Here is a 22052-nt window from a genome sequence, read left to right on the forward strand (position 1 = left end):
CAGTTAGATGCAAGACATTATTTAACCAATACGTCTCATCAAATGTGTATATAACAACGACTCACTAAGGACACTAGCAATGATAAAGCATTTAAAAAAGGGTCAACCAATTGACTCAAAACAAAAACAAAATCAATCAGTAAGAGATATTGTAGAGAATATTTTAGCGCATGTTGAAACCGAAGGTGACGCAGCCATTCGTGAGTACTCTGAAAAGTTCGACAACTGGACTCCGGAGTCTTTCAAACTTTCAGAAGACGAAATTAAAGCCTGCTATACACAACTTGATGAGCAATTAATTAACGATATTAAGTGGGCGCAAAGCCAAGTACGTAATTTTGCACAAATACAACGTGACTCAATGAAAGACGTAGAGGTAGAAACTCTTCCCGGCGTAACCCTTGGTCATAAACATATCGCTATGGATAGCGTAGGTTGTTATGTGCCTGGTGGTAAATACCCGCTATTAGCCTCTGCGCACATGAGCGTATTAACCGCTAAAGTAGCGGGTGTTAAACGCGTAATAGCCATGGCTCCACCGTTTAATGGCAAGCCATCACCTGAAATTGTAGTCGCGATGGATATGGCCGGTGCTGATGAAATTTATTGTTTAGGCGGCGTGCAAGCAGTAGCTGCAATGGCAATTGGTACACAAACTATTGCGCCGGTAGATATGATAGTTGGACCAGGTAACGCGTTTGTAGCCGAAGCAAAACGTCAGCTATTTGGCCGTGTTGGTATTGATTTATTTGCAGGGCCTACCGAAACCCTAGTTATTGCCGATGACAGTGTAGATGGCGAGCTATGTGCGGCAGATTTACTCGGCCAAGCAGAGCACGGCCCGACTTCACCGGCTATTTTACTCACCAACTCAGAGCAACTAGCTAAAGATACAATAGCTGAGGTGCAAAGACAGCTTACTATTTTACCCACTGCCGATATTGCAGGCGTAGCATGGGAAGATCACGGTGAAGTAATTGTATGTGACACCTACGAAGAAATGCTGCAAGTTGCTAACGACTTAGCGTTTGAACACGTGCAAGTGATGACCAGCAATACCGATTACTTTAAAGAGAACATGCAAAACTTTGGCGCTTTATTTTTAGGTCCGCAAACTAATGTTTCGTATGGTGATAAATGCATTGGTACAAATCATACACTACCCACAGGTAAAGCTGCGCGCTATACTGGCGGACTATGGGTAGGTAAATTCATAAAAACATGTACTTTTCAGCAAGTAACAGAGCAAGCCTCGGTGGTTGTTGGTGAGTATTGTTCACGATTATGTGCTGCAGAAGGGTTCGCAGGCCACAAAGAACAAGCAGACATTCGTGTAAGACGATATAGGAAGTAAATCTTGAAGCAAAAAAGAGTCACCTCATACGATGTTGCCCGTGTAGCGGGCGTATCGCAGTCGGCGGTATCACGTGTTTTTAGACCCGGTTTTAGTGTGTCTAAAAAAACCCGTGAAAAAGTAATCGCAACGGCCAATGAAATGGGCTATCGCCCGAATGCTATTGCCCGTATGTTGATCACCAAACAATCGGGTATGGTTGCGGTTATATTGTCATCGCAAGCAAACCTGAATTACCCAGAGGTGCTTTCTGAGCTAAACAGAGAGCTGGCATTGCACAATAAACGTGTGCTGCTCTTTACACTTGATAACGCAGAAGAGCTAGATGAATTACTCGAAAACATATGGACCTTTCAGGTTGATGGTGTAATTGCCCTAGCTGCTCACTTTGATAGTAAAAGCTTAAACTTATTTGCTAAACACAGTACGCCTATTGTGCTTTATAACCGCCATGTGCCTGAGTCGAATGCAAACACCGTTTGCTGTAATCACGACAAAGGCATTAAACAGTTAATTGATTTATTACACGAAGCTAACCATAAATCGTATTTAATTATCTCCGGCCCTACCGACTCAGATGTTGCAAACGAGCGCAGAGAAATAGCCGAAAATTATTTACAAACCCTAGGCGTTAAAGACACGCCGGTTATTTATGGTGATTATGGGTATAAATCGGCACGCGACGCACTTAAAAAATGGTTAAAAAAACACCCCAAGCCCGATGCCATAATATGCAGTAATGATGCTATGGCAATTGGCGTAATTGATGAACTAAAAGAAAACTTTTGCATTAAAGTGCCCGACGACATGTCGGTTGTAGGATTTGATGGTATTAATGCCTCTTCGTGGTACAACTATCAAATAACCACAATACAACAGCCAATGAAACAGCTTACTAAAGCCGCTGTTGATATTTTAATGGAGCGCATTGAAAACCCTCAAGCGGCTGCAGAAGTTCGGGTATTTACTGGTTCATTAATTGAAGGGAACTCTATTAAAAAACGTTAAATTAAGGAATTTTTGTGGCCAAAAATCCTGTTTATATTTTACCTGGTACACTCTGTAATGACCGCATGTTTGCAGCGCAAATTAACGCTCTGCAAAATGCAGGTTATACACCGTGTGTAATACCCTTCACCGAGCAATCTAGCATTTTGCAAATGGTAGAACTTTGCAAAAAAATTGCACAAGAGCCGGGCCCATTTATAGGTTTTTCCATGGGCGGAATTGTTGCGCTTGCCCTGTTAAAATCAAACCCTGAGCTTGTTACCTCCTTGTGTTTAATATCGAGCAATTATTTAGCCGATAAACCTGAGCGCCCTGCAATTAGACTCAAACAAATTGAACACGCCAAAAGCAGCAGTTTAGAAGCCCTGCTTAAACGTGACTTTTTGCCGTACTACTTTTACCAACCAAGTAAAGCCTATGAAGAGACCGTACTTAGCATGGCAAACGATCTGGGGATTAACGCCTTTGACGCCCAGCTGAGTGCACTTGCCACCCGCGAAGATACGTTAAGCGTAATAAAGCAAAGTACAAAAAAACTACTCATTATTGGGGGCGAGCATGACCCGTTATGCCCGGCAAGTGTTCAGCAAAGTATGCATGAAGCAGCGCCTAATAGTGACCTTGTACTGCTTGGTCATTGCGCTCACTTTGCCCCGCTTGAGCGAAGTAATACGGTAAACGCAATTTTATTAGACTGGTTGGAGTCTTTATCATGAATTTAAAGCAAAAGTTAAATGCAAAACAGCTACTGCTAGGTACTTTTATTAAAAGCACGCATTATCATAATACAGAAGTATTGGCTCACACTAACCTTGATGTTCTGTGCCTTGATGCAGAGCATGCGCCCTTTGATAGAGGCGATTTAGATAGCTGCATAATGGCAGCACGTACCAAAAACATGCCCACGCTTATACGTGTTAGTAATACAGACCACGCCACTTTATTAAGTAGCTTAGATATAGGCGCTGATGGCCTTGTGCTGCCGCATATAAAAACCCCCGTACAAGCAAAAGCAATTATTAAAAACTGCTTTTATGGCAATAACGGCCGAGGCTATGCCGGTTCAAGCCGCTTTGCTGGTTACACAACCCATGCCCTAACCGATAACCTAGCAAGCAATAAGTCATCAACCTGTATTATTGCGCAAATAGAAGATGCCGATGCACTGGATAACATAGAACAACTGTGCCAAATAGATGAAATAGACTGCATTTTTATAGGCCGTATGGATTTAACCATTTCCCTTGGCGAAACCAACCCAAGTGCCCCTATTGTACTTGAGGCAGTCACTAAAATAGCCAAGGCAGCGGCTAAATATAATAAATGCTGTGGCATGTTTGTAGGTAATTTGAGCGAGCTGAGCCATTGGCAATCATTAGGCGTGAGCTTTTATTTATTAGGCTCAGATCACAGCTTTTTATTAAGCGGCGCTAAGCAATTGCGAGACCAATTTGAAACAGCAACAGGAGCCCAAAACAATGAACATTCATAATAAAAATAAAGCGTTAATACACGACTTTAGACAGGCTCTGTATAACTTTGATATAAACGCCTTGCATACACAAATTAATACCGTGTTTAGCGATGACACGCTCATTCAGCTGTGTTACCCGTTTGAAACACTTGCCAACCCTAATGCACTTATTGAGCAAGTTTATTTACCACTTAGCGAGGCATTTGTAGGCTTAGAGCGCCGCGATACAATCGTTATGGCAGGTAGCTCAATTAACGACTCAGACTGGGTAGGTTGTTGCGGTTATTATACCGGTTCGTTTGAAAAGCCATGGCTTGATATCCCCCCTACAGGGCACCAAGTTAGCATGCGTTTTCATGAATTTTACCGTATTAAAAATAACAAAGTGGTAGAAGTACAAGCTATTTGGGATATTCCCGAAGTAATGATGCAAGCTAAAGTATGGCCGCTTTCGGTGAGCTTAGGTAAAGAGTGGCATGTACCAGGCCCTGCAACGCAAGATGGATTAATCACAAACGCATACAATGAAGAGCACGCAGCACAAAGCTTAAAACTTGTGGGCGACATGTGTGAGCACCTTGGTTTTTATGCCACTGGCGGTATAGAGGCCATGAAGCTTGAGCAATTTTGGCACTCGCACTGTAGCTGGTATGGGCCAAGTACCATAGGCACTGCACGAGGTATAAAAGGGTTTAGAAACTGGCATCAAATTCCGTTTTTAAATGCACTGCCAAACCGAGTAGGTGATGCAAGTAAAGGCTATTTATTTGCCGATGAAAACTATGTTGGCTTTACCGCGTGGCCGGGTATGAGCATGACTATTAGTAATGATGGTTGGTTAGGTATTGCGCCTGCAAATCAGCAAATAACCATGCGTAGTCTCGACTTTTGGCGCGCCGAGAATAACTTAATTCGCGAAAACTGGGTATTAATAGATATACTCGATGTCTACCATCAAATTGGGGTAGATGTATTCGCACGCATGAAAGAGCTTACCAAAGCGCGCTATTTAAACTTTGCGCCCTAGGGCGTATAAACAAAAAAAGCTCTGTAAAACAGAGCTTTTTTATTACTTAAATAGACTATGCGCCAGGGTTCGCAATACTTTGCGTGCGCTTTAAAATATCTAGGCCTTGTTGTTTTAACCAATAAGGAATATCAATAATGACCCAGTTTTCTACTAATTTATCGCCCTCGCGGTGATACACATCCACCACGCGCATATCTGCTGGGGTATTAGCACCCGGTAGGCCTAAAAAGCCCCCAATGGCCGTGTTAGTTAAGTTAGGCCAGCCAAAAAAGCAGGCAAACTCATCTTCAGCAAAACGGCAAATATGGCCGTTAAATACTTTACCCGTTAACCCTTCTCTAAACGGATACATGTGCTGCTGCTGATAACGCTTAATTGTGTAAGTTGCGCCAATGCCTGCTGGGCCATACCACACCATGTTTTCATCCCAGGTTTTACCAAGCACTTCGGGCGGGCACGTATCTACGCCACTTTTATTAAGCGCGGTTAGGTTATCAATCATTTGATTTACCAGCGCCATTGTTTTTTCGCTTTGCTCATCGCTACTTTTACCCAAACGAATACCATCGTGCGTACGCGGCCCAGGATACGTAAAATATTGCCCAGTAGAGAGCGGCAGCGGGTTTAAACCTACTTGCATCATAAGGCCAATAATATCGACGAAAAAGCCCGTCTGAATTATTTTTCCGTCTTTAACACAGTTAAATTCGGCATAGCGCAAAGTGGCAAGCTTATGGGTTGGCGCAATACCTAGCCAATCTTTATCAAATAAGCCCATAAAATGGCCCATGCTCATCACCCACTGGCCACCGTCGGCTTCGCTTTGCCCTGCAATAAAAATATCCTCACGGCGCTGCAGCGCACTAAACGAGCTAAATAATGGCTGCCAAACTTGGGCAATTACATCATTCGCACACTCAAGCTCATTAAACGGATGCACCCCTTTAAAGCTGTATTCACTGGCCATAAACTCATTAAATACGGCTTGTAAATCATTGCCTTGTGCTTTTTCTAGTGCAGTATGAAATTGACGAACTAGTTGTTTATCTTTAAGTATATCTGCCATGATTATTCCTCATTGTTTGCGCAGTCAAATTAATGTCTTCAAACCGCCGTTAAACACACTTTAACAAAATGTATTGCATTTAAAGAGTAATTAAAAGCCTGTGAATAGTAAGTTATAAATTGCTTTAAAATAATACTAATGAGAATTGACTTCGAAGTCAAAGTGATTCATGATGATTCAAAATAAAAAATACAAATAGGCTCTCAAGCCCGTAAAACCTAATCTAACAGGATTAATTATGAATGATTTTGGATTGTTGAATTGGAGCATTCTCATCGGGTACATAATTGCCAACCTAATACTTGGGTTTGTAATTAGTAAAAAGATCAGTAGTGCTAACGACTTTTACATAGGTCGAAAAACAACACCTTGGTGGGCTATTGGTATATCGGTTGTTGCTACTTATGTAAGTGCGCTCACCTTTTTAGGTGCGCCAGCGTGGTCTTACAAAGAGGGGCTCTCGGTTATTGCCATACACCTTAACTACCCACTGGTTATTGTGGCGGTGGTGTGTTTGTTTTTTCCGTTTTTTTACAACGCGGGTGTGGCCTCTATTTACGAATACCAAGAGCGCCGCTTTGGTAAAAAGGCCCGCTTACTTATCTCTACTATTTGGTTAATATCGCAAACTATGGGTTCAGCCGCAGTGCTGTATGCAACCTCCTTAGTGTTGGCCTTTATTATCGATATAAATGTTATAACTGCGATATTTTTAGTTACCATAATCGCCCTTATTTATACCATGCTAGGTGGCATAACCGCCGTTATATGGACTGATGTAATTCAGTCAGCCATCTTATTTATAGGGGCTGGTATTATTATGTATGCCCTTATTACCTCTATGGATGGTTCATTTAGCTCAACACTGAGCGAGCTAAAAAGCCAAGGTAAATTAGACCCACTTAATTTCTCGCTCGACTTTACCCAAGTAACTACCGTGTGGTCTGGCGTGCTGGCTATGTCGCTTTATCACATTACGGTGTATGGCACTAACCAAATGATGGTGCAACGCACCCTTGCCGCTAAAAATATTGGCGATGCTAAAAAATCCTACTTACTAATGGGCTTTATCGCGTTCTTTATTTACTTGTTTTTTATATTTATGGGCGTGCTGTTTTATAGCTACTACGGCGGGCGCACTTTTGAAAACGACAACTTAATTATTTTACAGTTTGCAGCTGATTATGGTTTACCGGGATTAATGGGCATTATTGCCGCGGCGGTAATGGCAGCATCTATGTCGAGCCTCGACTCAGCACTTAACTCACTTTCAACCATAAGTACTATCGATTTTTATAAAAAGTACTTTGCGCCTGAAAAAAACGACGCTCACTATTTAAATGTTACTCGCTTATTTACGCTAGGTTGGGCGGTGATCATTATTATTCCGGCCATTATGTATCACCTATACAGCGAAGGCTCAATTTTAGAAATACTCACTAAAGTAGGCTCGTACTTTGTAGGTGCTCAGCTTGGCATGTTTGCCCTTGGGTTTTTCTCTAAGCACACCACCGAAAAAGGCTTATTAATAGGTACCTTAGTATCGTTTATTACCGTTGCTGTGTGCGCACTGTTTACCGACATTGCATGGCCATGGTACTGCGCCATAGGGGCAATAACCTGCCTTGTATTTAGCATTGCGTTAAGTATTGCATTTGATGGCTATCAAGAGGATTACAACGAATACACCATTAAAGGTCAGTTAAAAGCATTTAAAGCTCAAAAACGTCCAGAAAAAGAAAACGGCTGGTACTTAATTCCGGGTAAGTTTGACTCAATCAATTACTGGTTACTTGGCTTTTTTGTACTGAGCTTTGCCTCTCTCATGTTATTTGAATATTTTGTGTAAGGTGAAATAAATGAATATTTTAGAACAGCTTTTCGAAAACTTCAGCGCTGCAGAATTGCCAAATCAAGCATTGCTTGCAGACTCCGTTCAATGGCAGGTAAGCCACCCTTTTGAGCCTATTAGCACAAAGCAAAATGTGATTAATGATTACTTTGGCGTACTTAAACATTCGTTACCTGACATAGAGCGCAAACCGTTTATCTCTATCCAGGGCGACTACAAAGGTGAGCAATGGGTGTGTGCAACAGGGTATTTTACCGGCACATTTACACAGCCTTTATTGGGTATTCCTGCCAGTGGCAAAAGTGTGTTTATTCGCTACAGCGAAATGGCGCAAATAGAAAACAACCAAGTGGTTAATGTTTACACTTTTTTAGATTTAATTGATGTAATGAACCAAGTAGGCGTAAACCCATTACGCCCAAGCTTAGGTTACCCAGGTTTAGTTATGCCCCCCACCACACTTGATGGCGTACCAACAGGTGATAAAAACGAAACGCTTAGCAAAACCAACGAGCAACTTGTAGTGGATATGCTCACAGAGCTTGGCCGCTATGACGGTAAAGACTTATACAGCATTAATTTAGAAAAATACTGGCACCCAGATTTTATTTGGTATGGCCCAGCAGGCATTGGTACAACCCGCGGAATTAGCGGCTTTAGAGAGCACCATCAAGGGCCGTTTTTAAAAGGCTTTCCTGATCGCGGTATTAATAAAACACTGTGTTTAGTAAGTCACGATAACTTTGTTGCTACCGGCGGCTGGCCTCACATGTATGGCACTCATACCGGTGAAGACTGGTTAGGTTTACCGCCTTCTGGCAATAAGCTGTTCCCGCGTGTCATGGACTTTTGGCGCTGCGAAAACGGCATATTAAAAGAAAACTGGGTCGCTATTGATATCCCTCATTTATTAGATGGAATGGGCATTGATATTTTTGAGCAAATGCAACGCAAAATAGCCGCAGCTAATTAAGAGGTGAGCATGAACAAACACAATAATATGACCCAACCTTACTGGCTGCCATTATCGAGCGTGTTAAACCCGCAAGGTGACAAACAACAGCCTTTAATCGGTTTTGATGACGAATTTGTTGATATCGTTGATTACATTTTACGCATAACGCACCGTATTTGGGAGCAAAAAAACATTGGCTTATGCTATCGCTATTACGCCGATGTATGTCCTGTTTTTACCCTTGGCGCCTATGGCGAAAACATAGAAGATGTTATTCAAGGCACCCTTAAAACTATTGCCGCCTTCCCCGACAGGAGCCTAATTGGCGAAAACGTGGTGTTTTCAGAAGAAGCCAACGAGCACTATTACTCATCACATTTAATTAGCAGTGTAATGACCAACACTGGTAACTCTGAGTTTGGCCCAGCAACACATAAAACAGGCCGTGTTACAACCATTGCCGACTGCGTATGCTTTGAAAACAAAATAGTTAAAGAGTGGCTAGTGCGCGACAACGGCTTTTTAGTTAAGCAGCTTGGCTTAAACATTATTAATGTAGCCAAACACATGGCTAACATTCCGAGTAAAGAAAAACACACGCAGTGGCTAAACGATGAATTTAACCGTGTAATTGCCATAGATCACCGCGTAGCAAGTACGCCCATTGTAGAGGGTGAGCTTGCGGCATTTGCCCACACTTGGTTAGACACGCTATTTAATCAAAAACAGTTTGCTAAAGTACACGAATTTTACAGTTTAACGGCAACACAACAATGGCCTAGCGGCAGAATGGCCACCGGACTTGCACAAATTAATGGCGTATTTATACAATTTTTTGCAACCTGCCCCGACGCCAAATTAACGATTGATCATATAGCTATTACCCCATTTGACGAAACCACGACAGATGTAGCGATACGTTGGTCGCTCGCCGGCCACTTTAACCCGCAAAATAGCGAGCTAAGTGAGCTTAAACAGCAGCCTTACTTTATTTTAGGCGCATCGCATTTGCGTATTAAAAACAAAAAAATCATCGAAGAGATCACCGTTTTTGATGAAGTAGCACTTTATGCAAACTTATTTAAAGCACATGCATTAGTCAACAAATCACAGTGGGAGGAAAATGCATGATCAACGCTATTATCGATTTATACACTAAAGCCGACATTGAAGGCCTAAGCAGCAAGTTGCTTCGCAGTAGCCGTTGGCAGCAGCACCACTTTACCGCCATGGGTGCTTTGCAGGCGCAGCCTTTGTGGCTTAGCTTTTTAGCTCAATATGGTGTGTCTGAGTGTGTATCGCACACCCATAGTGTAGGCGCAGAACGTGAAACGCTACAGCTGGTTTTACAGCCTAAAAAGCTTAAAAAACCAGTGCGTTTAACGTTTGTAATAAAACACAACGGGACTTTTATTAAGTCAGTAAAATGTGTGGTTGATACATTGTCGCTAGCCAATAACGAGTATGTAAATACAACGGTAAATAACAGCTCGGTTATTCCTAAACTACCAAAAAGTGACCCAATTATCGTTAGCGATTTAGATAACCAGCTGCACCCTACTACTTTTCATGCAACCCCCAGCGCTATTTGCGAGCTGCCCTCTCACACTGCTCGTACTTTAGATAACTGGTGGCAAATTTGGCAAACTAACAACCTGGCTCAGTTTGAAACCCTTTATACTCCAAGCGCTACGGCTGTACTTGCAGGTAACACACAGCCACAATCTATTAGCGCGCTGCTTGATTGCCACTTAGATTTTACGCAATCGCTAAGCAGACGCTATGCCCAGCTAGAAACCGTTGAGTATGACAGTACGCAAAACCAAGCCACACTATGCTGGACTCTCGATGGCAGCTTTAATGCTAAAAACGTACGTGTACGCCAACAACTAATTAGCGTTATTAGCATCAGCGATAATCAAATAACCCACGAAGTAATGCAATTCGACACGCTGGCACTTAACCAGCAATTTGCATTATAAGGTCACCTTTTCCACTTCCCTTCAAGCGCTCACTGAGCGCTTTTTTTATAGATGGCCTTTGTAGCAACCTGTAATCATACTTAAGCAATTTTTACCTTGTTAATGACTCGCTTTTATAACTCAAAATAGCTCACTTAATTAAGCGAGTGGGTATTACTTATTTAAAAAATAACGCTTTAAAATAGTTAAAGGCAATAAATAAAGTATCAGCCTCGCCTTACTAAAGCCCGAGTATACAACCAACAGCCAAGCCCCCACATTGTAAGTTACGCACTTATGGCTTGAATACACTTATGCATTTAGCAAACTTAAATGAAGGGCTGGTTAGAGGGGTTAAGCTTGCAATCTAAAGCCAATAAAAGCGCACTTAATAAATGCCAGCAAAGGTGGGGTAAATACAACTGTAAGGCTAAATGGGAGCTAACTTGAGCTAATTAACAAGCTTAAAATAAAAAAAGCCAGCTAATAAATAGCTGGCTGAAAGTAATGACCGTAGCGGCCATTTTAGGAAATTTTAAAACTGATATTTTAAGCTTGCGCCCCACGTACGTGGGTTGTTCCAGTTAGCTTGTACTGAGTTTGCAGGTAAGCCATCAACAATTTGTGAGTGCACTACACCACGAGTTAAAATCGCTTTATCACCAATGTTTTTAACGTACGCTTCTACTTGCACACTGTCGTTTATGTACCAGGTTAAACGTGCATCAGCCATTAAGTGCGCATCTACTTGCACCTCTGGGATGTTCGTATCAAACGCGTAGTAATCATCTAAGTAATTTAGTTGAATGTACGGTACTAAGTACGAATCCCCCCCTAAGCTAAACTCATAACGAGCTGAAAAACCAACACTGTACTCAGGCGCCATAGCGGGGCTCCAGCCTTCAAAACTAAACTGACTAGAGCTGTCGTTTATATCTTGGCGACCTTCTAAGTTACCTAATGCTAATAATGGGCGAAGCTGCTCATTACCTACCGCATAACCATCAGCAAATTCGCTATCAAGCAGAGATAAAGTACCGGTTAGTGTTAGGTTATCAATTGGCACCCATTGAATATCAGCTTCTAGGCCCACAGTTTCTACATCGCCGCCGTTTTCGTAGTATTCAAAGGTGGTAGCAGTGCCTGCTGCAACACACTCTAAAACAGTATCGCCAGTGGTCGTATCGTTACATGAGGTTGCAAATAACTGTGCTTTTACATCTTCGTATTCGTTCATAAATACCGAAAGGTTTAAACGCATTGCGCCATCAAGCAAATAGCTTTTCATACCCATTTCGTAAGAGATAACATCTTCGTTATCGTAAAGTGGGTCAGCACCGCGGGCTACAACGCGCGAGTCGTTTGCGCCACCGGTTCTGTAGCCTGTCGCTACACTTGCATACACCATAATATCGTTATTAATGTCGTACTCGGCAGCCGCTTTATAAAGTAGCGCTGAGTCATCCCAATCAGGAATTGTATCGCCGGTAAATGTTTTGTCGTCTTGGTTTACACGCAAGCCACCTACCACGCGCAAATCTTCTGTTACTTGGTAGCGTAATTGCCCATACGCCGCAATAGATTTTGCCGTATGCGGGTCGTAATCCGGGTTCCCCCATGAAGGCACTACAACAGAATCTGACACACCATCGCCTGTGGTATCTGCATGCGATAACCAGCTCCAATCTGCTTCTTGGTCAAAGTAGTAAAGGCCACCAATCCACGAAAAATCACCCTCATCGTTAGATGAAAACTGCAGCTCAGATGAGAGTGTTTTTTGGTCATCCTCACGGCCAAAACCACCTACAAAATCAATGCCACCGTCGCTGTAGTCGTTATCGTAATATTGCTTACCACTAAGCGTTGAGTAGTTGGTGGTCCATTTAATATCAGCAAAGTCGGTATACCATTCAAGTGCTAATGTGGTCGAAAAGCTTTCTTGCTTATCAAGTGAAAAACCATTGCGGTAAACATCATACGGGCCAAGGTCTTCGTGCTGTGCATCACTTGGCTGATAAATATGCCCCTCGGTTATTGTAGGCGTAGTGTTAAATACACCCGACCCCGGCGAGGTTTCTTCAATTTGGTAGCCCGCTATTTGTTGGTAACCCCAAATAGCTTCTGAGTTAGAGTCTTTACGCGAGTAATCAAAGCGTACTGTGGCATTAAACTTTTCGTTTGGCTCCCACTTAGTAACGTTACGCATATAAAACTGGTTTTTCTCGCGCAAGTCATCTGAAGGGCCTGGAACAACTAAATTATTGATATAACCATCGTGACGATCAGAGGCCACTACAAAACGGGTTGCCACGGTGTCGCTTACTGGAATATTTATAATTCCTTCGTAAGCGCTGCGGTTATAACTGCCTGTTTCAACTTTTATACTCCCCAGTAAATCGTCAAAAACAGGTTGATTAGTAATAATATTAATACTGCCCGCAAACGTGTTTCGGCCATATAACGTACCTTGCGGCCCGCGTAATACCTCAATGCGTTGAACATCCACCAGCGCGCCTAAGCCCGATGAGGTAGTCGGCACATAAATATCATCTTGAAATATACCTACAATTTGCTCAGCAATACCGGTGCCTGCTACACCTACTTCGTTAGTGCGAGCGCCGCGCATAGCGGGCCTAACTTCACCACCCGACGAACCCATACGTAAGCCTGGTACCACTTGTTCAAGACCCGTAACATCAATAATACCAGCACGGGCAATGTCCCCTTCCCCTAATGCTGTTATTGATGATGATACTTCCTGTAGGTCTTGTGAGCGACGGTTTGCCGTTACCGCTATACGCTCTATCGCGGGCTCTGCGGTTTGTTCTTGTGCTTGTTCTGGCTCTTGCGCAGCGTGTGCGTTCATTGTGGTTGCTGCAATAGCGGTGGTTACAGCAAAGTGAACGAGAGTCCGTGTAAATTTAGCTTTCATTATAGTTATTCTCCCCAGTATAAAACGTATTTAGTTCTCCCCAAACCTACATTTTCAATTATTACAGTAAACAAGTTGTATCAATTGAAAATGCATGGTTCTAAAATAGACTTCGAAGTCAAAAAGATCAACAACTTTTTGCTCGAATAATAACCTTATCGAAATTAACCTAAATAAAACAATATATTAAAATGAAAATAAAGTGATTTCGAAACACAAAAAAAGCCAGTAATAATTTATTACTGGCTCTATGTAAGCGATTGTTTAATTTAAAATTTCAATGCTATATTTTAGCAAAATGCACAAACTTACACTTTTACTCAAACCTTAAAATACATTATTGAAAAATGCCTAAAAGTTATAGCCTACCCTTACACCATAAGTGCGAGGATTAGCATAATCGGCCGCAGCCACATTACCACCAAAGCGGACTGTCCTAAGTAGTATAAGCTCATCTCCTGCGTTTTGAACATACGCACGTACAGACCACTCATTATCTGCCGAATACCATGCAAGGCTAGCATCGTACTTTTGGTAACTTTCTTGAGTACCAAATGAAAAAGGCAAATCGTTGGTTGTATACGAATCCGATAATTGAATACTGGTAGCAGGCACAACGCGGCCTTTATCACCTAAATCAAACTCATAACTGGCCAATAGTGTAATATTGTATTTAGGGCTTAGCTGTACGTCATTACCATCTAGTTGCAGTAAGTTATCTACGCCATTAATGGTCTCTCCACCTTCTTCAAATACATTTGGCGTAACAAAGTCGCCATACGTTGAGTCTGTAAACGCGGCGCGTGCCCCTAAGCGCAATGCATCACTTGCCTGCCAATCAATTTCTAACTCAAGACCTGCAGCATCAATTTCCCCGGCATTACCAAAAAACGACACCGCCGTACCACCCACGTTTTGAAAACGAGTAGAAAGTAGGTCCTCGTACTGGTTGTAATATAAAGAAGCGTTAAATCTTAATGAATTATCAAGCAGCATGCTTTTAAAGCCAAGCTCGTAAGCCGTTACTGTTTGCTCATCGTAGCTATCTTCGCCGTTAAAAGCGCCCTGTGCATTACCCGCTAAAAAGCCTGTAGAAACGGTAGCATAAAGCAGTTGAGAACTTGCTAAATCGTGTTCAAGGCCTAGCTTCCAGGTTACTTTACTCCAATCATCGTCTGCGTTATCAACCTCAAGTACAGAAAAATCAAGCGTGCTTAAATCATCTGGGTTTTGGCCGTAAATATCCCACTCACGGCTGTCATTTGTATACCTAATGCCGGCTATACCGCGTGTATCATCATTAAATGTGTAATTACCTTGAAAGTAGGCAGCAGCTGATCTTGTTTCTAACTGAATTTGATTTAACCACGACGCGTACTGAAATTCTTGGGGTTGCGTTGTATCTGGCACATTATCAACCACAGCCCCATAGCTGCCATTTAAAAATGCGTTGTCTAAATCTTCTGAAAGCAAATAAATACCCGCTACCCATTCAAAGTCGCTTTCATACGTTGAGCTAACCTGCACTTCTAACGAGTTTGTTTTTGATTCAATCGCATTGCCATCAACCGTGGTTGCATAAGTCGAAAAATCACCATCAGTAAGGCGCGTTTCTTCGTAATCCATTGAGGCTGCAATCACTTTCAAATCTACCGACTCTAATGACCAGTTAAGCTCTGCACTAATGCTTACATCACTTACATCACGCGATGGTTTATAGTCAAACTGCTGAGTAAATGGGTCTGACGATACCGCCTGTGCTGTATCAAGCCCTGGTGTTGCAGCGTTATCTAAACCTGCGCCAAAGCGGCCACAATTACTGCCACACACATCGTCACGACCAATTCGCTCAGTTAATGGTGCCGACAAACTTGTTTTACCCGTTGCAGGGTTTATAGGAACGCCTAAAATATGGTAGCCAAAAGCACCGCCGCCATTTGATTCATCCTGCCACGTTTCTACTTTTACATTTAAATTTATATCGTCGTTAATTTCAGTAAAAACTTGGCCACGTAAAAAATACATATCAGCATCTTTTAAGCCTGCATCTTCATTAAATGTATTTTCAACGTAGGGATCTCTTATTTCTCGAACGCCAGTAAATCGCACCGCGGTATCATCAGTAAGCGCTGCATTAAAAAAGCCCTCACCACGTAAATGACCATAATTACCAAATGTAACGGCCATACCGCCTTCGGTAATATCTAGCTCTGGTTTTTTAGCTATAACATCAATCGCACCACCAAATGAGTTACGACCAAACAATGTACCTTGTGGCCCGCGTAATACTTCAACACGCTCTAAATCAACAAACCCAGCAAGCGCCTGCCCGTGACGAGGACGATAAACACCGTTAGAATAAAACGCGATGGCAACATCGTTAGCCTCTACTTGCTCTGTTCTAGCACCGCGCATAGCTGGGCGAGCATCACTGCCCGACACACCCGACTTTAACCCTGGCGCTAAGCTATCAAGGTTTAAGATATCAGTAACGCCATTTTCTAGTAAATCTTTAGCAGATACAGCGGTCACAGCCAACGGCACTGATTGAATACTTTTAACACGCTTAGTAGAGGTAACCGAAATAACCTCCAACTCTTTGTTAGGGTTTAACTTTGCCTCTTGCGAGTATACCGAGACTGAGCCCAATATCGCCGTGTTTACTGCAGCAAAAATAAGTGTTTTACGTAAAATATGTGCGGCCATGAGATTAATTCTCCACCTGTTGATATAAGTTATTTTATTAAGCATTTAAGGGCTAAATAACCCGCAACCGAATTTTAAGTATTTATAATGATTAAAAGCGCGTTTAAATGCCTATTTTTTCGACTTATAAAAACTATCGCTTTTTGCATTCGAATGCAATAAAGATTATGTAAAAGTTTTACATGTTCATAACACTAAAAACGAAGCAGCGTATTTAAACAAAAATAAACTCTTTAAAATTATAAAGTTATTTTACAAGTTTATTCTTTAAAGCACTGGTTTGATCTGTTTAATTTAACAATAACAACCAAAGAAAGAAGTATGGTAGAGAAAATACAGATTAAAAGACTTCGAAGTCCAAGGGGGTGTGTAATCACATTTAAAGTAGGCACCTAACCGACTAATAATTAAGTGCCCACTGTCTCTAAAGGTTAGACCGTAAGTGTGTAGCTGAAATATAATCACATGTAGAATAACAACAGCTAATAACTATTCTCATAATTAGTTTTGTGTCTTTTTGCTTAAGTTTTCAATTAAGTCTTGTGCGCTATAGCTATTGTCGCTGGGTTTAATACCTTTACCCATTTTAATGTCAATCAGGGTGTGTACTTCTTTTCGTTTATCATTGTTGCTCACTTGTACGCCTACGCTATTGCTCGGGCGTACGCGTGTTTCGCAGGTTAATAAACCGCAGTTTCGCTCATATTGCTGGCTGTGTGATGCACTAATAGATGACGCGGGCGCTTGCGATTTAGACTCAACAAAGGTTTCTTTATTTGTTACAACAAACCAGTCGTAGCCTTGCGCTTGGGTAAGTTCAGCCGCGCGTAACAATGCATAGTCACCGGCGTCGGCTACGTTGTTTGACACACTTTTAAACTCGACGCGGTATTGATCGTCACTAATTTTTTGCTCGCTATAACCTTGTGAGCCATTATTAGCTGGGCGGTAGTCGGGTTTAGATGCGCAACCCGCCATAAGTAAAATACTGATAATTAAAATAGATGTTTTCATTATTCACCTCGTTTTATAAAAACTATTATTGGGTTAACTGCCACTTTGCACTAATTGCTTGCTGCTCTTGCGCTCTATCTAGTGGTGCGCCGCTGATCATGCTGTCTATAACAGCATCTAACTCACTGCTATTAGAGGCCGTTTGATATTGCGCGCCATTATCACTTTGCTGCGCGGCTGTTTGCGCTTTTATTTGCCAGCCGCTTTGCGTTTTACAAGCAATGCTTGTTTGCATGGTATTGTTTGAGCTTAGCGCATACTGCCTACAAAGCTCACCTTGCTGATTTTTAAAGCTAAGCTGCGCGCTAAATACTGAGCCATCACTTTGCTTATACTCACCACTACTTAGCTGTGTATCAAGGGCAGAGGCTATGTTACTGGCTACTAAATTTTGCGACTCATTGGGTTGTAAATAACTAGTCATTGCAATACCAAATACCACGGCAACGCTTGCAGCTATTGCTAAGCTTTTATTAGCCGACTGCTTAACCCTTTGCCAAGGCGTTAACGTTACTACATTGCTATTTAACGTGTTTTTTGTCGTTGCTGTATCAAGCTTTGCAACCGTTTTAGCTAATGATTCATTAAGGGGTGCATCATCAATACTTGTTGCGTGCTCTTTTACTCGCATGTCTACTTCGCTTAGCTCTGCAAGTCGCATTACTAGTTCATCATCGGTTTCAAGGGCTTTGCGCACTTGCTCCATTTCGTGCTCGCTTAGCTCTGAGTCTAAAAAGGCGCTAAGTGTTTCGTCGTTAATGTTCATACTTGCTCCTTTTTAAAGTCGGGTTTTATTAAGTTATAAAGTGTACTGCGTGCTCGCGATAATTTACTCATTACACTGCCTATAGGAATATCGAGTGTATGTGCTACTTCTTTATAGGCCATGCCCTGCACTGCCACCAACGATACAATGGCGCGTTGCTCTTCGGGTAATTGGCCAAGTGCTGTATTTACATTTTTAAGCATTTGTTTGTTTTCGAGTGTTTGGTGCTCATTACTTGTAATTGGCTCTGGTAAAACATCGGCCTGGGCCGTATTTTGCCTTACCTTGCGTGAGCGGTATTCGTCTATCCACACATTGCGGCAAATTTTAAACGCCCATTTAGCAGGCTCAACGTCATCCGGAATGCCTTTTACTAATAGTTTTTCAATTGTTATTTGCACTACATCGTCTGCATCTGCTTTACTACCCGTTAGCGAATAGGCAAAACGCCTAAGCATGGGCAATAAGGTTTTTAATGTTTCGTTCATTGATTTTTACCCCTTTTATAAAGAAGACGATTCAAAAAAACATTTATTCCCAAAGAATCAAAATAATTTGAATAATGAAATATTTCTATGTGTTACACGTTAACTACAAGCATGATAAATTTAATAGAAGTAACCCACTATGAATATCAAAAACACACGCGTTAAACACATAATAGCCACTTCGCTTTGCATATTTAGCGCAACGAGCTCAGCCAATATAGTGAGAGTCGATCAAGTGCTTGGGCAGCTAAACCCAATAGAGCAGCGTATTGAGCAAACTATAGAGCGCGCACAACGCCTGCCGCTTCCGGTGCTTGTACCACAAGTTTCGATTGATGAACTAAAAGCGCAAATTAGTGAGCCAATTAGCAGCTTACCCAATGTGCTTAACATTAATATAAATAGCCAAAACACCGCATTTGTTGAAGTAGAGCTAGAAAACGGCTTTAGAGCAATAGAGCGCCAATGGTTATTAATGGCAAATAGCCAACAACTTAATACCCTAAAGCAGCAAAATGTAACCATTGTATCGGTAAAAAATTACAACGCACTTAACATGAGCTTAGTACGCTTTAACGCCCCCCAAGGTGTTAATTCTAAAAGTGAGTTATTAAAAGCGCTTAACATAGATGAGTCTGCAATACTTGACCGAAACCACATATACCAAGCGCAAACTGGCGAGCCTACCGCAAAAGTAACACCAAATAACTCTATTGCCCCCTACTGCACACAAAGCGTAAAAATTGGCATGATCGACAGCGCCATTAATACCAAACACAGTGCTTTTGAAGGTGCAAATATCACTACGCAAAGCTTTTTACCACAAGGGTTAAGCTCGCCAAATTTACACGGCACCGCCATTGCAGGGCTAATTACAGGTAAAGGCGCAAAACTTAACCCGCTTTTAGGCAGTGCCATGCTTTACAGTGCCGAGGTGTTTTATAGGCAATCTGAATATGCTCAAGGAGCTACATTATTTGCCATAGTAGAAGCACTTAACTGGCTAGTCAGTAATAAAATACCCGTAATAAATATGAGCCTAACAGGGCCAAATAACGCAGTTTTAGAAGCAAGTATTACTGCAGCAATAAAACAAAACGTATTAATTGTAGCTGCTGCAGGTAACCAAGGGCCGGCGTCGCAGCCGTTATACCCAGGTGCGTATAAAAGCGTGATAGCGGTAAGTGCTATTGATTCACAAAACCAAATTTATAGATGGTCAAATAAAGGCGATTACATAGACTTTGCAGCCCTTGGTGTAAATGTTGTTACAAGCCAAGGCAATGGAAAATTTGGAAGGGAGTCGGGTACGTCAATGGCGGCGCCGCATGTAAGCGCGGCATTAAGTTGTTTATTGTTAAAGCATGGTAATAATAAAACCAAAGCACTTAACGAGCTTACATCGCTTGCCATCGACTTAGGCGAGCATGGCAAAGACACCACCTTTGGTTATGGTGCCATTTACCCACCTAAAAGTGCACTTTAACTGACGCCGATAAAACCGATTGCGTATAGGTATTGCTACTAAGCTTTGATTGATAATCGCCATATTCAGCCTCGGCTATGAGTGTTACGTGCTCAAACACAGCTAGGTTATAAAACGCATTAACGACATTTCGGTGCTCATCTCGCGACGGTATTTGCTCAAAAAAATCATCCGTTGTTTGCTCATCGTAATCTTTATTTTGATAACGCCAGCCAGCTCCCACTTTGTTAGCCACATTAAAGGCCGTAAATTTGTGCGTAACTTTAGTAGTAAAACCGTAGCCGTTAAAGTCGTATTGGTTGTCGTCGGCGTTTTCTTTATCGGCACTTAGCGATGCCATTAGCATGGTTTGCCCATTATTTATAAAATGATAAAGCGCTACATCGCCACCTACGCCGTCGGCATTACGTGCTTTTGCAGTAGCAAAACGTTTAGCTTTGGTTTTTACACTCATACGCAAATACGTATGCGGGTTTAAAAAATGACCATAGTAGGCGCTAGCTTGATTAAAATGTAAAAATGTATCGCCATCTACATTTGCTTTTGCGCCATCGTAACGAACCCCTAGCTCATGGCTATTAAAGCTATAACTGCCATCTAAACCGTATTGATGCAGGTCTAAATCGTATTGATCAAACTCATCGTAGTCTTGTTGTTCAAACTTATAGCTTGAGGTTAATTTAGCGCCTTTGGTTACTTGCCATTTTGCATTAACACCGGCTGCGGTTTTGATGCCGCTGTCGCTTTGCGACGAAATATCGTCAAGCTCCTGAACAGAGAGCGCCGAGTTACTTAATACCCCAACTTCTGCATCTGCATTTAGCTCAAAGCTACTTTTAAAGGGTTTATTTTGCTCAGCTGTTTTAACGTGGTTGGTTTGTGCAAGCACCGCTTGGGCACTAAAAACACACACTGTGGCGGTTATAACTGATTTCATATTTTTCTCCAACAGGCCGAATAGGTTTCCCCATTCGGCATTTGTGCAAGCACTTGGCGTATTAAAGCCCTAGATCTAAATCGTTAGTAATGTTGGTTACTACTTCACTTGCGGTGCTAAGTGCTACATCGTTACTAATTTGATCAGTAACCGCTGCACTCACCTGCCCGCTAACACTTTGCTGTACCGTGCTTTGTAAACTACTAACCGTACTGTCTTGCACACTGTCAATTAAAGATTGCTGAACACTGCTTACTACTTCATTACTGGTGTTAATTGCATCACCCATTTGCAGTGCAGAGCTTACTGAGTTTGCAGCCGTATTAGTAATTGCTAATTGGTTTGTAAGCTCACCGGTATTAAGCGCATTAGTTGCATTAGTTGCATCAGCTTGTGTAACTGAATCGGTAGCGCTGCCCACATTTGAAAGTAAAGAGGCGTCTATTGGTGCGTCGGTAGTATCTGGCTGAGCGCCTTGTTCAGAGGTAACAGAAAGTAATGATGACTGGCTCACAGCGGTTGTTAAATTACCCGCCGATGAAGTTAACTGTGTTGTTGCATCGAGCGCTGTATTGGCTGTGGTATTGCTTGTGGAATTGCCTGTGGTATTTAAAGACGAGGCCAATGCATTTAATGCATTATTTAAAGATCCGCTTGCAGATGCAACTAATGTATTTGCAGGCTCTGCGGCCTCACTGCTTTCTTGCGCTGGAGTTTGCGTGTTATTCGCCGTCGAATCTGTGTTTTGCGAATCATCAGCCGATACTTGTGTATCGTTAGATACGTTTGACTCGTTGCTACCACTGGCTGTTAAACCGTTTTGTGAAAGCACAATAGATGTAGATGTTTGTTGCTGCGCCGACGTTGACTGAGATAGTTCAATATCAGCGGCGTGCACTGCACCTGTAAAAGTACACACACCGCTTAACATCATTACGCTTACAATTTTATTTAATTTAGTCATTGTTTTGTCCTCTAGTTTGTCGGATTGACATAAAGAAGACGATTTACAAAAACACTTTA

Annotated in this window: 18 protein-coding genes; 10 read left to right on the forward strand and 8 right to left on the reverse strand. The window is 42.1% G+C overall.

All coding sequences use genetic code 11. The features are described 5' to 3' along the window. Positions 1–79: 79 nt before the first annotated feature. The 5 genes from hisD to MTF68_RS10525 are packed head-to-tail and all read left to right on the forward strand — an operon-like array spanning position 80 to position 4863. On the forward strand, positions 80–1354 hold the full coding sequence (gene hisD / locus MTF68_RS10505) for a histidinol dehydrogenase (protein WP_024033719.1): 1275 nt from the start codon (positions 80–82) through the stop codon (positions 1352–1354). Continuing rightward, on the forward strand, positions 1355–2362 hold the full coding sequence (locus MTF68_RS10510; protein ID WP_024033720.1) for a LacI family DNA-binding transcriptional regulator: 1008 nt from the start codon (positions 1355–1357) through the stop codon (positions 2360–2362). 14 nt (positions 2363–2376) lie between these two features. Continuing rightward, on the forward strand, positions 2377–3078 hold the full coding sequence (locus MTF68_RS10515) for an alpha/beta hydrolase (protein WP_248462452.1): 702 nt from the start codon (positions 2377–2379) through the stop codon (positions 3076–3078). Beyond that, positions 3075–3854 (forward strand): aldolase/citrate lyase family protein, encoded by a 780-nt coding sequence (locus MTF68_RS10520; RefSeq protein WP_248462453.1) that lies wholly within the window; start codon positions 3075–3077, stop codon positions 3852–3854. The genes MTF68_RS10515 and MTF68_RS10520 overlap by 4 nt, the downstream gene beginning before the upstream one ends. Then, positions 3841–4863, forward strand: a complete 1023-nt coding sequence (locus MTF68_RS10525; protein ID WP_248462455.1) for an ester cyclase — start codon at positions 3841–3843, stop codon at positions 4861–4863. The genes MTF68_RS10520 and MTF68_RS10525 overlap by 14 nt, the downstream gene beginning before the upstream one ends. Before the next feature lie 55 nt (positions 4864–4918). Here the strand turns inward: MTF68_RS10525 and MTF68_RS10530 are convergent, their stop codons facing one another. Then, a complete protein-coding gene (locus MTF68_RS10530; protein ID WP_055255210.1) occupies positions 4919–5932 on the reverse strand; it encodes an ester cyclase in 1014 nt (337 codons plus the stop codon). 238 nt (positions 5933–6170) lie between these two features. Between MTF68_RS10530 and MTF68_RS10535 the strand changes: the two genes are divergently transcribed. Genes MTF68_RS10535 through MTF68_RS10550 form a run of 4 tightly spaced genes read left to right on the forward strand, consistent with a single transcriptional unit; the run spans position 6171 to position 10721 of the window. Next, positions 6171–7781, forward strand: coding sequence for a sodium/solute symporter (locus MTF68_RS10535; RefSeq protein WP_248462456.1), 1611 nt, complete (start codon positions 6171–6173; stop codon positions 7779–7781). A gap of 10 nt (positions 7782–7791) precedes the next feature. After that, the gene (locus MTF68_RS10540) at positions 7792–8757 is read left to right on the forward strand and encodes an ester cyclase (protein ID WP_054982244.1); all 966 of its coding nucleotides are present in this window, start codon (positions 7792–7794) and stop codon (positions 8755–8757) included. A 9-nt stretch (positions 8758–8766) separates the two neighbouring features. Next, positions 8767–9870, forward strand: a complete 1104-nt coding sequence (locus MTF68_RS10545; protein ID WP_029772152.1) for an ester cyclase — start codon at positions 8767–8769, stop codon at positions 9868–9870. Continuing rightward, complete coding sequence (locus MTF68_RS10550; RefSeq protein WP_248462457.1) at positions 9867–10721, forward strand: hypothetical protein; 855 nt, start codon at positions 9867–9869, stop codon at positions 10719–10721. The genes MTF68_RS10545 and MTF68_RS10550 overlap by 4 nt, the downstream gene beginning before the upstream one ends. Before the next feature lie 514 nt (positions 10722–11235). Here MTF68_RS10550 and MTF68_RS10555 read toward each other — a convergent pair. From MTF68_RS10555 to MTF68_RS10575, 5 genes are all read right to left on the reverse strand, one after another. Continuing rightward, complete coding sequence (locus MTF68_RS10555) at positions 11236–13632, reverse strand: TonB-dependent receptor (protein WP_248462458.1); 2397 nt, start codon at positions 13630–13632, stop codon at positions 11236–11238. Between the two features lie 351 nt (positions 13633–13983). Then, on the reverse strand, positions 13984–16338 hold the full coding sequence (locus MTF68_RS10560) for a TonB-dependent receptor (protein ID WP_248462459.1): 2355 nt from the start codon (positions 16336–16338) through the stop codon (positions 13984–13986). 501 nt (positions 16339–16839) lie between these two features. Further along, on the reverse strand, positions 16840–17352 hold the full coding sequence (locus MTF68_RS10565) for a hypothetical protein (RefSeq protein ID WP_054982240.1): 513 nt from the start codon (positions 17350–17352) through the stop codon (positions 16840–16842). 25 nt (positions 17353–17377) lie between these two features. Further along, entirely contained in the window at positions 17378–18118 is a 741-nt protein-coding gene (locus tag MTF68_RS10570) for a hypothetical protein (RefSeq protein WP_248462460.1), read from the reverse strand. After that, complete coding sequence (locus tag MTF68_RS10575) at positions 18115–18606, reverse strand: RNA polymerase sigma factor (protein ID WP_054982238.1); 492 nt, start codon at positions 18604–18606, stop codon at positions 18115–18117. The genes MTF68_RS10570 and MTF68_RS10575 overlap by 4 nt, the downstream gene beginning before the upstream one ends. Positions 18607–18745: 139 nt before the next feature. Between MTF68_RS10575 and MTF68_RS10580 the strand changes: the two genes are divergently transcribed. Further along, positions 18746–20092: a S8 family serine peptidase gene (locus tag MTF68_RS10580; RefSeq protein WP_248462461.1), complete on the forward strand. Its 1347-nt coding sequence runs from the start codon at positions 18746–18748 to the stop codon at positions 20090–20092. On the opposite strand, the gene MTF68_RS10585 is transcribed toward MTF68_RS10580, so the two are convergent. Together MTF68_RS10585 and MTF68_RS10590 are read right to left on the reverse strand one after the other, a co-directional pair. After that, complete coding sequence (locus tag MTF68_RS10585; protein WP_248462463.1) at positions 20076–21029, reverse strand: hypothetical protein; 954 nt, start codon at positions 21027–21029, stop codon at positions 20076–20078. The genes MTF68_RS10580 and MTF68_RS10585 overlap by 17 nt on opposite strands. A gap of 61 nt (positions 21030–21090) precedes the next feature. Beyond that, positions 21091–21993 carry a hypothetical protein gene (locus MTF68_RS10590; RefSeq protein ID WP_248462464.1) on the reverse strand — a complete coding sequence of 301 codons (903 nt, stop codon included), beginning with the start codon at positions 21991–21993 and terminating at the stop codon, positions 21091–21093. Between the last annotated feature and the right edge of the window lie 59 nt (positions 21994–22052).

The organism is Pseudoalteromonas sp. 2CM37A (assembly GCF_023161885.1).
In the GTDB taxonomy this organism is placed as follows: domain Bacteria; phylum Pseudomonadota; class Gammaproteobacteria; order Enterobacterales; family Alteromonadaceae; genus Pseudoalteromonas; species Pseudoalteromonas atlantica.

Bases quoted from the DNA above. Each gene is read 5' to 3' on its own strand.
- MTF68_RS10590 (WP_248462464.1), bottom strand. From the start codon at position 21,993: ATGACTAAATTAAATAAAATTGTAAGCGTAATGATGTTAAGCGGTGTG.
- MTF68_RS10585 (WP_248462463.1), bottom strand. From the start codon at position 21,029: ATGAAATCAGTTATAACCGCCACAGTGTGTGTTTTTAGTGCCCAAGCG.
- MTF68_RS10520 (WP_248462453.1), top strand. From the start codon at position 3,075: ATGAATTTAAAGCAAAAGTTAAATGCAAAACAGCTACTGCTAGGTACT.
- MTF68_RS10545 (WP_029772152.1), top strand. From the start codon at position 8,767: ATGAACAAACACAATAATATGACCCAACCTTACTGGCTGCCATTATCG.
- MTF68_RS10575 (WP_054982238.1), bottom strand. From the start codon at position 18,606: ATGAACGAAACATTAAAAACCTTATTGCCCATGCTTAGGCGTTTTGCC.
- MTF68_RS10530 (WP_055255210.1), bottom strand. From the start codon at position 5,932: ATGGCAGATATACTTAAAGATAAACAACTAGTTCGTCAATTTCATACT.
- MTF68_RS10550 (WP_248462457.1), top strand. From the start codon at position 9,867: ATGATCAACGCTATTATCGATTTATACACTAAAGCCGACATTGAAGGC.
- MTF68_RS10580 (WP_248462461.1), top strand. From the start codon at position 18,746: ATGAATATCAAAAACACACGCGTTAAACACATAATAGCCACTTCGCTT.
- MTF68_RS10565 (WP_054982240.1), bottom strand. From the start codon at position 17,352: ATGAAAACATCTATTTTAATTATCAGTATTTTACTTATGGCGGGTTGC.
- MTF68_RS10560 (WP_248462459.1), bottom strand. From the start codon at position 16,338: ATGGCCGCACATATTTTACGTAAAACACTTATTTTTGCTGCAGTAAAC.
- MTF68_RS10535 (WP_248462456.1), top strand. From the start codon at position 6,171: ATGAATGATTTTGGATTGTTGAATTGGAGCATTCTCATCGGGTACATA.
- MTF68_RS10525 (WP_248462455.1), top strand. From the start codon at position 3,841: ATGAACATTCATAATAAAAATAAAGCGTTAATACACGACTTTAGACAG.
- MTF68_RS10570 (WP_248462460.1), bottom strand. From the start codon at position 18,118: ATGAACATTAACGACGAAACACTTAGCGCCTTTTTAGACTCAGAGCTA.
- hisD (WP_024033719.1), top strand. From the start codon at position 80: ATGATAAAGCATTTAAAAAAGGGTCAACCAATTGACTCAAAACAAAAA.
- MTF68_RS10555 (WP_248462458.1), bottom strand. From the start codon at position 13,632: ATGAAAGCTAAATTTACACGGACTCTCGTTCACTTTGCTGTAACCACC.
- MTF68_RS10540 (WP_054982244.1), top strand. From the start codon at position 7,792: ATGAATATTTTAGAACAGCTTTTCGAAAACTTCAGCGCTGCAGAATTG.